We start from the raw sequence: 12,993 nt of genomic DNA, 5'->3' as shown, positions 1-12,993 counted from the left end.
TACAGGAATTTACATGCAAACAACACACTATATTAATGGTGAGTGGTTAGCTGGCGAAGGCCACGACATTAAATCCATTGACCCGGCTAAAAACCAAGTTATCTGGGAAGGCAAGTCTGCTTCTGCCAGTCAGGTGAATACCGCTATCGAAGCCGCTCGCGAAGCGTCGGTCGCCTGGGCGATGAAAACCCCGGCGGACCGCCTTGCCATCATCAAGCGCTTTGGCGAATTGTTAGAAAAAAATAAAGCGCATTTAAGTAAAGTGATTGCGAAAGAAACGGGCAAACCAGAGTGGGAAACAGCCACCGAGGTGGGCGCGATGATGGGCAAAATTGGCATTTCAGAACGTGCCTATAATGAGCGTACAGGCACCGTCGAAAACCCTATGCCAGTCGGGCAGGCGTTCATTCGTCATAAGCCACATGGTGTGGTCGCGGTATTCGGCCCTTATAACTTCCCTGGCCACTTGCCTAATGGTCACATTGTACCGGCATTATTAGCGGGCAACACGGTGGTGTTCAAACCTTCCGATTTAACCCCGATGGTGGCGCAGGAAACGGTAAAACTATGGGACGAAGCGGGCCTACCCGCGGGTGTGCTTAATCTGGTGCAGGGCGAAGTAGAAACAGGTAAGGCCCTTGCAAGTCACGATGGGCTAGATGGTCTGTTTTTCACCGGCAGTTCACGCACAGGTAAATTACTGCATGAACAGTTTGCTGGCCATCCCGGTAAAATTCTCGCCCTTGAAATGGGTGGAAACAACCCGCTTATTGTTAAGGAGGTCGCTGATACCGACGCGGCGGTGCACGATATTGTCCAATCTGCATTCGTGACTTCAGGTCAGCGCTGCACCTGCGCAAGAAAATTGTTTGTGCCTGCGGGCGAAAAAGGTGATGCATTATTGTCTCGTCTGGTTGAGGTCACCAAAAACATCAAAGTGGGTGACTATGACGCGGAAGAACAACCGTTCATGGGTGCAATGATCTCAGCGAATGCTGCCAGCATGATGGTCAGCGCGCAGAATGAGCTTGAAGGACTGGGTGGTGAAGTGCTGGTGCGCATGACACAGCAAGACTCGGCAAAAGGTTTTGTTACCCCTGGCATTATCGATGTAACAGGTATGGTAAATAAACTGCCTGATGAAGAACACTTTGGTCCGTTGCTGAAGGTAATTCGCTATACCGATTTTGATACCGCTATCGCCCAGGCAAATGATACCCGATTTGGCTTGTCAGCCGGTTTCATTGGCGACAGTGAAGAAGACTATCGTTACTTCTTTGCCCGTATTCGTGCAGGGATTGTAAACTGGAATCGCCCTATCACTGGTGCGAGCAGCGCTGCTCCTTTTGGAGGCGTCGGCGAGAGTGGCAACCACCGCGCCAGCGCTTATTATGCTGCTGACTACTGTGCTTACCCTGTCGCCTCTGTTGAATTGGACAAAGTGACGCTTCCTGGTCAGCTCAGCCCTGGCCTTTCACTCTAACGCAACAGCAGGATCCACTATTAATGCATAAAGATATTAATACCTTATTCGACAACATGTGGCAGGATTACGTTGCCATTACTCCCTCTGCGCATAAAGTACATGCGTTGTTAAAGGATGAGGAAAACAGCAGTGAAATCGTGAATGACCACGTTGCGTTTCGTACTTTTAACCTGGACAAAACGTCGCTGGATAAGTTAGCTGCCCATTTCCTTGCTTTGGGTTACGAAGAAAAAGGCACGTACAACTTCGAAGCGAAGAAGTTAGATGCCCGTCATTTTGAACATCCGGACAGCACTCAGCCTAAAGTATTTATTAGTCAGCTTCGTGTTGCTGAACTAACGGAACAGTCACAGGCGATTATCAACAAGCTAGTGGCCCAAATGGACGCAGATGCAGTAAAACACGAAGACTTCCTTTATTCAGGTCGCCACTGGGAACTCAGCAAAGAAGAATACGAAATCCTTCTTGCCGAGTCTGAATACGCAAGTTGGCTGGCCGCATGGGGCTTTCGCGCCAATCACTTCACCGTCAGCGTCAATCACTTGCAACATATTGATACCCTGGCAGAGGTGAATACGCTGCTTAAAGATGCTGGCTTTCCATTGAACACTGCAGGTGGCGAAATTAAGGGCGGTGAAGCAGTACACCTTGCGCAATCGTCGATAATGGCGGACCGTCAGGTAGTGACGTTCGGTAATGAAGAGAAGGAGATCCCCAGCTGTTTTTACGAATTTGCCCAGCGCTACGCGATGCCGAATGGCAAATTGTATCAAGGCTTTGTCGCCGAATCGGCGGATAAAATCTTCGAAAGCACCAATTCGAAATAATTTAAGAGGCTCCTGACGGAGCCTTTTTTATTGCTACTTAGGTCAAAATTGCTGACACTGGCGAACGGTTATACCCACTCGCAGCGATGGAGATAAAATTAAATGCATGTGCCCATCAGGGAGAAAATGGCTGATGCTCACGCCATTCATCAGTTTATTCAGCAATATGGCTTTGCCACACTTGTTTCGCCGTCGTTACAAGCAACCCACCTGCCGCTTTTGTTAAAACCTGACCAAGGCGATAAAGGCGTATTGTATGGCCATATCGCGCGCGACAATCCACACAGTAACTTCGTTGATGGTGAGCGGGTACTGGCAATTTTCTCCGGTCCGCACAGCTACATTTCTCCAACCTGGTACGCAACGCCTATCGCGGTACCAACCTGGAACTATTGTGCAGTGCATTGCTACGGTGTCATCAGAACGTTAAACAGAGCGGACACTCTATCTCAGGTAAAGCAGTTGATTACGCAATACGAGCCTGAGCTGGTGGATGATCGTGAGCGCATGCCCGAGGGATACCAACAGCAACTGCTCAACGGTATTATCGGCTTCACGATTACGATTGATCATATCGATGCCCGGGAGAAGCTCGGCCAGCATAAACACCAGGCCGATCAAGCTGGCGTATTTAGCGCCCTGAAGCAAAGTCAACGTAATGATGCTACAGTTTTAGCTGCCTATATGGCTAGACGCAACATTGGTACAGGAAGCGAAAAATGAGAACGATTGGTTTGCTTGGCGGTATGAGTTGGGAAAGCACGGCAAGTTATTATCGTTTGATCAATTCGTTGATAAAGGAAAAGTTAGGCGGCTTGCACTCCGCCCGGCTCGTAATGGTCAGCGTAGACTTCGCTTCCATTGCTGCCTGTCAACAACGCGGTGACTGGGATGAGGCCGGGAAATTGTTAGCCCAGGCTGCCCAACAGATAGAAGCCGCTGGTGCTGATTTTCTGGTGATCGCCACCAACACTATGCATTGTGTGTTACCTGCGATACAACAAGCTATCTCAATTCCCGTGTTACATATTGCTGATGCTACCGGCACCGAATTACAAAAGCACAATATTACTTCAGCAGGGTTGTTAGGTACCGCTTTTACCATGCAACAACCCTTTTATAAAAAGCGGCTTGAACAGACATTCGGTCTGAGTGTACTGGTACCGACAGAAGAAGATCAAAAGCGCGTTCATCGAGTGATCTTTGAAGAGCTGTGTGTGGGTAAATGCGTCGACGAATCCAAACAGACATTTTTGCGCGTTATTGAGCAATTACATCGCCAGGGGGCCCAGGGCATTATCCTTGGCTGCACAGAGATTGGACTGCTAATTTCTCAACACGACACCGCTATCCCCTTGTATGATACGGCTTACCTTCATGCAGAGGCTGCGGTAAATTTGGCGCTAGCTGGATTTGCAGAAGCGTAATGCGAAGCGCGCCATCGGCTGCAACCATCATTCAGTGACCGTAGCTGGTCACACGGTGCATTTGCCACCCAGAGGCAGACTTTTTCCACACAGTGGTAAAGCCAAAAGTACCACAATCATTGGTACCATTTTCCCTTGTTGTTAATGGCGATAGTGTTTGCGAATGAATTGGTCGTACGGCATGGGTTTTTCGAAGTAATATCCTTGAACCTGATTACAATTGGCTTCTTTGAGTAACGGCAGGTATTCGGCAAATTCAACCCCCTCCGCCACCACATCCAACTGCAGCGAGTGCAGCATGGCGATAATCCCCTGCAGCAATGATAATGCTTTGTTGTCATTGTGAATATCATTCACCAGGCTGCGATCCAGTTTTACCACTTCAAAGGTGAAGCTGCGTAAATAACTTAACGAAGAGAAACCCGAACCAAAATCATCCAGCGCGAGCCGGAATCCGGCTTCTCTTAGCGCATTCAGTGAACGAATAGCACTTTGATGGTCGCGTATAAATATAGATTCGGTCAGCTCCATTTCAATCAAATTTGGCGATACATCGTTTTCATCACAGATCGCCTTCGCCTGCTGTGCAAACTGTTTGTCTAACAACTGATTGGCGCTGACATTGACTGATAAGGGTAACATCATTCCCTGCGTATCCATCATCGAAATATAATCGCATGCGGCTTCTAATGCGAGCACACCAATATCTTTATCCAGTTGATGAGATTCTGCCAGTGGAATAAATACCGAGGGTGCAACGGTGCCCAAAATTGAAGAACGCCAACGGCACAGTAGTTCCCCGCCACGCACTATGCCGTCTAAATTGTAGCGCCCCTGAATATGAAATTCTAGACCGCCATGGTCAATGGCACGACGCAGGTCGGCAAGCATGCTGACCCGTTCTTTCATACTTTCAAGCAACCCTTGCTGATAAATATAGACTTTGCCTTTACCCGTTGTTTTAGCCTGATACATCGCCGCATCGGCATTCTGCAGCACGTTTTCAATGCTGCCGCCGTGTAAAGGAAAGTTTGCCAGGCCGATGCTGGCCGAAAGATTCAGTTCAGCGTCTGTGGTGGCAATCTTATCTGCTTCAATATCTTTAATTAGCACTTCACCGGCGTTTTTTGCCTGATCCAAACTCATTTCAGTGAGCACCACCACAAATTCGTCTCCCCCCCAGCGTGAAATAATGCTGTTGTCACCAAAGCGCGTGTTCAACACGCGAGCGACTCGCCTTAAGCAGGCGTCTCCTTGCTCGTGACCTGCGGCGTCATTAATTTGCTTAAAACCATCAAGATCGATAAACATCATAATGAAACTGCGTTTGGTGGTGGCAAAGCGGGTTAAGGACTCCCGCAGCCCGTTGCGATTTTTAAGACCGGTTAAGTCATCATGCATCGCCATCTGACGCAATCGGTCTTCATTTAATTTGCGTTCGCTGATATCGCGCAAGGTGGCGATAAAGTAGGAGGAGGTCTGGTACTGGGTCTCAAACAATGCAATCGAAAAGTCAACGGGTACAAGGTGATCGTCAAAGGTTTTCAATGTACATTCAAATCGGCTCTGACGGCGATTCTGCAACTGCTTAAGTTGTTCGCCGGCCTTAGGCAGAAGTGTATCCAACGACTGACCAAGACAAGTGTTTTTGTCAGGTAAGCGCATCAAACGTGTGAACGCAGTATTACATTCATTGATCATCAGATCGGCAGAAAGCACCAGCATGGGTTCCCGTGAACTGGAGAATGCCGACGCCATTAACTGGAAAGATTGCTCCGCCTTTCTTTCTTGCGTGATGTCGCGGGTAGTTCCCACTATATGCAACGCAGTACCTTCTTCGTTTCTTTCCAATACGCGCCCCCGCAGACGCATCCACTGATATTTACCTTTGCGCTTGAAGCGAAATGCCACTTCAATTCTGTCACTGCCGCTAAGCGATGCCAGGGTCCAGTGAAATTCAAGACTGCTGATATCATCTTTATGGACAAAGCGTAGTAACGAAAGCGCACTTCCCTTCCATTGGTATTCCTGTCCCTGCTCTAAGCCAAAACTTTTAAGTTCAAATTCATCACTTTGCGCATGCCACTCCCAAAACGATTCCTGCGATGCCCAAAGCGCTAATTCCAGCTTTTTCTGCAGCTGTCTGGATGACTGCAATGCGTTGTATAACTCCAGACTTTTATCGGTAAGCAAGGTTTCTGCTTCGCTACGCGCCTGACGCTCACGGCTGGCGCGCTTTTCTAATCTTGCCAGCTTGTTAATCAGATCAGGTCGCTCTGACACTAGGCCTCCATAAAAATGGTGAACTGATAGGTATGGGCTTCATCCAGCTTGACAACCTGGCGCTGAATCTTGTTGCCAAAATGATTGGCTGCGCCATCCATCAGCCCTTCTGCCAGGGTATACAGTTCGCGGGTCGAATAGTACCTTAACTTCATTTCGGTCGCTGTGCGTGACAACACAGAAAATTTGGGTAAATCTGCATCGGGATAGAGTTTGCGCACCTGCACATGAATATCATTGTCGAGACAATTTAATACATCCAGGATATTTTTTTTGCCAGATAACACCTGCCCGTGCTTGGCGGCGAGCTTGCCGAATAAATAGTAGCCAAAATCATATAGCAGCTGTTCTACCGGCGTACCCGTTTTTTGCTCCAGCACCAAGAGCAATTTTTGCATCTCAGAAAACGGGTAGTAACCCACCGCAGTGAAAGCGCCATCGTTCGCCAGGTTGGCCTGCTCGAGCACTTCATCAGCAAAATCAGGGGAAACGTTATCCTCAAGCATCTCAATCAGCGATGTGAATACAATGCCAAGCATGGCTCCCCCGACAGGTAGTTTTAAGTTATTTAAAAACGTAACACTCTTAACAGGTTAGCCTATTCCTGCCTATCTGTGGAATTTGCCTCCAAATTTTGTTCCTCAGGTAACGGGTCATGCTGTGTGGTACGTTCCACCTCGATCTCATCAACACGTTGTAAACCTCTGGGAAGCTTGTTTCCTCGTCTTCCGCGTTCGCCTTTGTAATGTTCCAGATCAGCTGCAGTTAAGGTCATATTTCGTTTACCTGCCACTATTTTTACTGAAGCCCCCTGCGGCACCACGGCAGCAACTTTGACGTACTCTTCGCGGCTTTGTGCTTTTGCACCGGGAATGTTGATCAGTTTATTCCCTTTTCCTTTGCCTAAACTAGGAAGGTCTCGTAGCGGGAACAGCAACATACGGCCCTCGTTAGAAATGGTTAAACACCAGTCAGAACTTGGGTCAAATACGGGTTGTGGCGTCATAACTTTCGCCGCAGCAGGAAGTGACAGGTAGGCTTTACCTGCTTTATTTTTACTCAACATATCGCTGAATGTGCCTACGAAACCATAGCCTGCATCAGATGCGATTAAATAGCGCTGGTCATCTTTGCCCATTAATACGTGCGAGAATTGTTCGCCCCCCACGATATTAAAGCGGCCAGTGAGTGGTTCACCCTGACTTCTGGCCGATGGCAGACTGTGTGCATCACATGAGAAAGCCCTGCCGGAGCTATCTAAAAATACTGCAGGTTGATTACTTCGACCGATTGCACTGGCCAGATACCCGTCGCCGGCTTTATAGCTTAATGCTGCCGGATCAACGTCGTGCCCCTTAGCGCAGCGGGCCCATCCTTTTTCAGATACCACCACGGTGACGGCTTCAGACGGGATCAGCTCTTTTTCAGACAGGGCTTTGGCTTCTAGGCGCTCAACGATTGGCGAACGACGATCATCGCCGTACTTTTCCGCGTCACTCAGAATTTCTTTCTTAATTAACGTTTTTAGGCGGCGATCAGAGCCCAGAATGGTTTCGAGTTGCTTGCGTTCTTCTTCTAACTCGTCCTGCTCACCACGAATTTTCATTTCTTCCAGTTTGGCCAAATGGCGCAACTTCAATTCAAGAATGGCTTCGGCCTGACGGTCAGAGAGTGAAAACCGACGCATCAACTCAGCTTTAGGTTCCTCGTGATGACGAATAATTTCAATCACTTCATCGATATTCAGGAAGGCTATCATCAAACCTTCAAGAATGTGCAGGCGCGCCAACACTTTATCTAATCGGTATTGTAAGCGACGGGTAACGGTATCACGACGGAATGTCAGCCACTCGGTCAGGATTGACCGCAGATCTTTGACCTGCGGTCGGCCATCCAGACCAATCATATTCAGGTTAACCCGATAGCTTTTTTCCAAATCTGTAGTGGCGAACAGGTGCTGCATTAACTGAGCGGTATCAACCCGGTTTGAGCGCGGTGTAATCACCAGACGGGTCGGATTTTCATGATCAGATTCGTCTCGCAAGTCACTGACCATAGGAAGCTTCTTCGCTTGCATCTGGGCGGCGATTTGTTCAAGAATTTTGGCCCCTGATACCTGATGTGGAAGCGCGGTAATGACAATATCACCACTTTCCTGCATGTATACCGCTCGCATTTTTATCGAACCGCGTCCGGTTTCGTACAATTTGGTAATATCATCTCTGGGCGTGATGATTTCTGCTTCGGTGGGATAATCCGGCGCTTGCACATGCTGCATCAGCTCACTCAGCTCAGCTTTGTTGTTATCTAGCAACATTGCACAGGCATTAGCCACCTCGCGCACATTATGGGGCGGAATATCCGTCGCCATACCGACCGCGATCCCGGTTACGCCATTGAGTAAAATATGCGGCAAGCGCGAGGGCAGTACCTTGGGTTCCTTCAAGGTGCCATCAAAGTTGGGCATCCAGTCAACCGTGCCCTGGCCCAACTCACTCAATAACACTTCACTGAAGCGGGATAGTCGCGCTTCGGTATAACGCATGGCAGCGAAAGACTTGGGATCGTCGGGTGCCCCCCAGTTCCCCTGCCCATCCACCAGCGGGTAGCGGTAAGAGAATGGCTGTGCCATTAGCACCATGGCTTCGTAACAAGCCGAGTCGCCATGGGGGTGAAATTTACCTAGTACATCACCGACAGTACGCGCGGACTTTTTATATTTCGCCGTCGCACTTAAGCCTAAATCAGACATTGCATAGATGATGCGTCTTTGTACTGGCTTTAAGCCGTCACCTATATTCGGTAAGGCGCGGTCCATGATCACGTACATGGAATAATTTAAGTAAGCGTCTTCGGTAAATCGCCGCAGTGGCAGCTGCTCTACGCCGTCCCGGTTTACAATAATTTCGTCATTCATGGTGTTATTATTCTGCTGGACTACCTTTCACATCGATGCAGCCATTGTGAGTCAAACTGGGAAGTAACGCAATATTGGCCGTATGCCTGATTCAATTGCTTAAATTTTTGTCAAAACTCTGGCACAGTGTTTTAATAGAGACCTCACGTTTGCTATCACAACAATTAATCAGAATAAAAATAATGTCTCCACTCGTAATGGTTAAGCTTATTTTGCTGGTACTGGTCACCTTCTGGTCAATGACCGTACAATCGCAGTCAACCATTCAATTGTTTGATGCAAATTCACAAACCAACTTAGCCAATAATTTTGCTTTTTATTTCGAAGGAGAGCAGCAACTCACCATTTCTGACGCGCTTGAACGCCGTCAAAGTTTTCAATGGCACACTGAAAAAAATCCTAACTTTGGTTTTCATAATAATGGGCTGTGGCTGGTCAGCCGCTTTTCCAATGTCAGTGATGAAACTCGCTGGGTTTTCTCAATTAATTTCAGTCAGTTAGATAAAGTCGATTTTTATCTGGTCATCAATGGTCAAGTGGTACAACAAAGCTTTCAAGGGAAACTGCAGAATGCACAACGCTTTCGCATTCCCACCTTGAGAAGCTCACTGCCGGATGCGACGCCAACCGAACTTTATATCCGAGTGGAGAGTCACTCTTCCAGCCTGATTGTGCCCCTGGTGGTGACACCTGAGCCGATTCACAGCTTCAATATGCAGCTAGACAGCTTATTATGGGGCTTGTTCTATGGTGGTCTGGTGATACTTGCCGTTTACAATCTGGTGCTTTATTTTGGTGCGCGCGAGCCTGCGTTACTGGCTTATGTGGGCTATATTACCGCTGTATTGCTCTGGCAGTTTGTATGGGGCGGCCATATCCAACTGCTTGCCAGTGATGGGATCTCACCCTGGATAGTTTCGCATACTGAATTGATTTTTATCATAATTGGCATCAGTTCCGGGCTGTTTGCCTTGTTCTTTTTGGAAACAAAAAAACACGCCCCCACCGCACACCCCGCTGTACTGTCGCTAATCGTTATACAAGGTTTACTGGGCGTGGTGTGTGCCATCGATGTGCTGCCCCACGTGTGGAAAAACAATACGGTTTATGGTGTCGGTATCGTTGCGATTCTCTGCTACATATATGCAGGCTTCGAAGCGTTCATGAATCATTTCAAACCGGCCCGTTATTTCATCTTTGCCTGGGGAATGCTGGCTACGGGAGCCGTTATTGGCATGGTAAGCCTGATTGGTGTGTTACCGTCTAATACTTTTACCACCTACTGCTTTCAAGTTGGGGTGTTTCTGGAAGCAGGCTTGTTTTCGATTGCATTAATGGAAAAAAGTCGTAGCCAGCTGGAAGCTGAAGTTGAACAAGCCACTGACGATTTGCGCAACAACATGGAGTTAATCGAAGAGCAAAACGCCAGGTTAGATATTGCGCGTAAAGATGCGATTAAAGCAAGTAACGTGAAATCGCAGTTTCTGGCTAATATGAGTCACGAAATTCGCACCCCGTTAAACGCAATTCTGGGCTTCAGTCGCGAATTGCATCACTCGCCCTTACCCAATGAACAGCAAGAGCAGGCAAGAATCGTCAGCACTGCTGCTGAGAGCTTGCTGACGATAGTTAATGATGTGCTCGACTTTTCAAAAATAGAAGCTGGAAAGCTGTCAATTAATAGCCAGCCCTTTTCGCCAAACCTGTTGCTGGAGGAAATGGTTACTCTGATGGCCAAGTCCGCGCATGCCAAACAGTTGGAATTTGTATACGAACTCGCCCCACTCCCGGAAAAACTTATCGGCGATATGTTCCGCATCAAGCAGGTGTTAAACAATTTACTGAGCAATGCGCTCAAATTTACCAACCATGGCACAATTACGTTATCGGCACGGGGTCGCTCACTTCCCCATGGTATCTATGAAATAGAGATAGGCGTTGAAGATACGGGTATTGGTATCAGCCGTCATGATAAGAAAAAGCTGTTTACCGCGTTCTCGCAGGTCGATGACTCACTCAATCGCAATTATCAGGGTACCGGGCTTGGTCTGGTTATCTGCCGGGAGCTGGTCAGACTAATGCGTGGAACCTTGCACTTAAAAAGCTCCCCGGGTCAAGGCAGCAAATTTGCCGTCACCTTACGGATGAACCAGTTGAGCCAGAAGTTTTCCCTGACCCACTCATCTGAATGGACCGGTAAAAACATAGTTCTGATCGATCCGGTACCTGAAACTCGCCATGCCAGTGCTTCAATATTACGTTATCTGGGGGCGCAGGTTACTTCGGTGGAATCGGTGAACTATTTAAAACGCCTGCCACGAACCAATCCGGACTATTTATTTGCCGTGTTACCGATAAGTAAATCCAGCAAGCGCGATAGTTATCTAAGCGAAATTATTCAATATCCTGCACAAAAAAGAATACTCTGGTATTCAGGCGCCGAACCCTTTAATCACTACCCAGGCTTGACGCAATATTTCCATACTCAGCTTCAAATGCCACTGACACTCACCAAACTGGATAGTTTACTGTACCAAAAAACCGATCCCTACCGGGATCCCAAACAAAACAAAATAGCCAATTTACCCGGTGCCCGTATTCTTGCGGTTGATGATATGGATATGAACTTAAAGCTTCTGCACACTTGGCTAAACAATTCACCCGTGGTGCTGACCACCACCATGAGTGGGCAGGATGCGGTCAACCGCTGTCAGACGCATGAGTTTGACTTGATTCTTATGGACGTTCAAATGCCTGGCATGGATGGCTTACAAGCTACTAAGCTAATTCGCAAGTCGGCTTTGAATCTGGGCACCCCTATCATCGCGGTAACTGCCCACGCCTTTAAGGAAGAACAGGAGCGCTTGCTGGCATCGGGCATGGATGATTATTTACCAAAGCCCATTGAAATAGACAGTTTGGTGGACCTGATCCAGCGTTGGTGTCGTAATATTGAAACGCCCACGCCGCAGTTGCCTTCGATTGATTGGCAGCTTGCGTTAAAACGTTCCAATCAAAATCCTGCCGTTTCAATGGAGTTGCTGGATGATTTTATTAAGATGCTGCCTGAGTCTCTGCGTATCATCAACGACACCTGGGATAACAACGAGTTTGCTGACCTGGGCGCTGAAATACATCGCCTTCATGGTGCGTGCTGTTATACCGGCACACCAAAATTGCAGGATTTAACCAAGCAAATTGAAAGCGCATTAAAGTTAAAGCAGTACCGGGTAGTCGACGCCCTGATGACAGATTTCATAAATGAAGCGGCCTGCGTGCAAATTGACGGAGCAAATAAGCTTGAGAAGCTAAAGAGTGAGCATATTTTTTATCAGATATAAGCATATCGATGGTCAGGTTCGCGAAGCGCGCGACTGCTGACATTGTTTGAGTAGTGCGGCGAACTCAACCGCAGAGCGGTCCAAATCAGCGGTTGATATGTAAACATCGAATCCCAGCCGTTGGCGCAATTGTGACATTCTATTGGCCAACATCGCCTTAACGCCAGTTAATTGCTCCCCACTTTCCAGATTGAACGGTTTATCATCAAACATGTCATTTGCGTAACACATACCGGTTTGACAATTATCTTCATCCTGTTGCATGAGTAATGGACGCTGTTCCATTAAAATATGCGTCGCTAAGCGGGGAGAGATATCACGCAAAAATGGCGAGTAATCTTTCAATTTAAACCCCACCGCTTCGAGTTCCTGGTGCTCGATGCCACGCCTTATCCGGGGACAGTCAACGCGCTGCACATTTTCCCAGTTGAGTTGCCACTGACCTAAACGATGAAAATAGCGAACTTCGAAGGGGGTAATCGCCAGACTGAATTCAGGTTCACGTAGTTTAAACCAGCCAATTAACAGGGTTACAATAGCGGCGCTGGTCAGAAAAATTCCAGCCAGAAACAGGGCATCCGGCATGAAGGAAAGCCAGAGTATGGACAAACCCAGGCCAGCAATACCCAGAAAAACAGTAACCAGACCATTACGTTTAGAGCTGGCTTTAATATTGATCACATCCTGCTCATTTAAAGACATAAAAATACAC

At 47.8% G+C, this 12,993-nt stretch carries 9 protein-coding genes; 5 read left to right on the top strand and 4 right to left on the bottom strand.

Annotated features, from left to right (window positions below; genetic code table 11):
• Nucleotides 1-13 precede the first annotated feature (13 nt).
• The 4 genes from astD to HCJ96_RS08365 all read left to right on the top strand — a co-directional run bounded on the left by astD (nucleotide 14) and on the right by HCJ96_RS08365 (nucleotide 3,740).
• On the top strand, nucleotides 14-1,483 hold the full coding sequence (gene astD / locus HCJ96_RS08380) for a succinylglutamate-semialdehyde dehydrogenase (protein WP_169210592.1): 1,470 nt from the start codon (nucleotides 14-16) through the stop codon (nucleotides 1,481-1,483).
• A 23-nt stretch (nucleotides 1,484-1,506) separates the two neighbouring features.
• Nucleotides 1,507-2,313: a DUF1338 domain-containing protein gene (locus tag HCJ96_RS08375; RefSeq protein ID WP_169210591.1), complete on the top strand. Its 807-nt coding sequence runs from the start codon at nucleotides 1,507-1,509 to the stop codon at nucleotides 2,311-2,313.
• A 102-nt stretch (nucleotides 2,314-2,415) separates the two neighbouring features.
• Nucleotides 2,416-3,036 (top strand): FMN-binding negative transcriptional regulator, encoded by a 621-nt coding sequence (locus HCJ96_RS08370; RefSeq protein WP_169210590.1) that lies wholly within the window; start codon nucleotides 2,416-2,418, stop codon nucleotides 3,034-3,036.
• Nucleotides 3,033-3,740 carry an aspartate/glutamate racemase family protein gene (locus HCJ96_RS08365; protein ID WP_169210589.1) on the top strand — a complete coding sequence of 236 codons (708 nt, stop codon included), beginning with the start codon at nucleotides 3,033-3,035 and terminating at the stop codon, nucleotides 3,738-3,740. Before HCJ96_RS08370 ends, HCJ96_RS08365 begins: the two co-directional genes overlap by 4 nt.
• Nucleotides 3,741-3,881: 141 nt before the next feature.
• Here HCJ96_RS08365 and HCJ96_RS08360 read toward each other — a convergent pair whose 3' ends face one another.
• The 3 genes from HCJ96_RS08360 to parC are packed head-to-tail and all read right to left on the bottom strand — an operon-like array spanning nucleotide 3,882 to nucleotide 8,940.
• On the bottom strand, nucleotides 3,882-6,023 hold the full coding sequence (locus HCJ96_RS08360) for an EAL domain-containing protein (RefSeq protein ID WP_169210588.1): 2,142 nt from the start codon (nucleotides 6,021-6,023) through the stop codon (nucleotides 3,882-3,884).
• The gene (locus HCJ96_RS08355; RefSeq protein WP_169210587.1) at nucleotides 6,023-6,562 is read right to left on the bottom strand and encodes a heme NO-binding domain-containing protein; all 540 of its coding nucleotides are present in this window, start codon (nucleotides 6,560-6,562) and stop codon (nucleotides 6,023-6,025) included. The genes HCJ96_RS08360 and HCJ96_RS08355 overlap by 1 nt, the downstream gene beginning before the upstream one ends.
• Nucleotides 6,563-6,621: 59 nt before the next feature.
• Entirely contained in the window at nucleotides 6,622-8,940 is a 2,319-nt protein-coding gene (gene parC, locus HCJ96_RS08350) for a DNA topoisomerase IV subunit A (protein WP_169210586.1), read from the bottom strand.
• 182 nt (nucleotides 8,941-9,122) lie between these two features.
• Between parC and HCJ96_RS08345 the strand changes: the two genes are divergently transcribed.
• On the top strand, nucleotides 9,123-12,281 hold the full coding sequence (locus tag HCJ96_RS08345) for a hybrid sensor histidine kinase/response regulator (protein WP_169210585.1): 3,159 nt from the start codon (nucleotides 9,123-9,125) through the stop codon (nucleotides 12,279-12,281).
• Nucleotides 12,282-12,293: 12 nt separating this feature from the next.
• On the opposite strand, the gene HCJ96_RS08340 is transcribed toward HCJ96_RS08345, so the two are convergent.
• Nucleotides 12,294-12,983 carry a DUF2982 domain-containing protein gene (locus tag HCJ96_RS08340; protein ID WP_169210584.1) on the bottom strand — a complete coding sequence of 230 codons (690 nt, stop codon included), beginning with the start codon at nucleotides 12,981-12,983 and terminating at the stop codon, nucleotides 12,294-12,296.
• Nucleotides 12,984-12,993 lie beyond the last annotated feature (10 nt).

It is taken from the genome of Alteromonas ponticola, assembly GCF_012911815.1.
In the GTDB taxonomy this organism is placed as follows: domain Bacteria; phylum Pseudomonadota; class Gammaproteobacteria; order Enterobacterales; family Alteromonadaceae; genus Alteromonas; species Alteromonas ponticola.
Note: the sequence above shows the minus strand (reverse complement) of the source record. Positions and strands in the feature narration are given on the sequence as shown.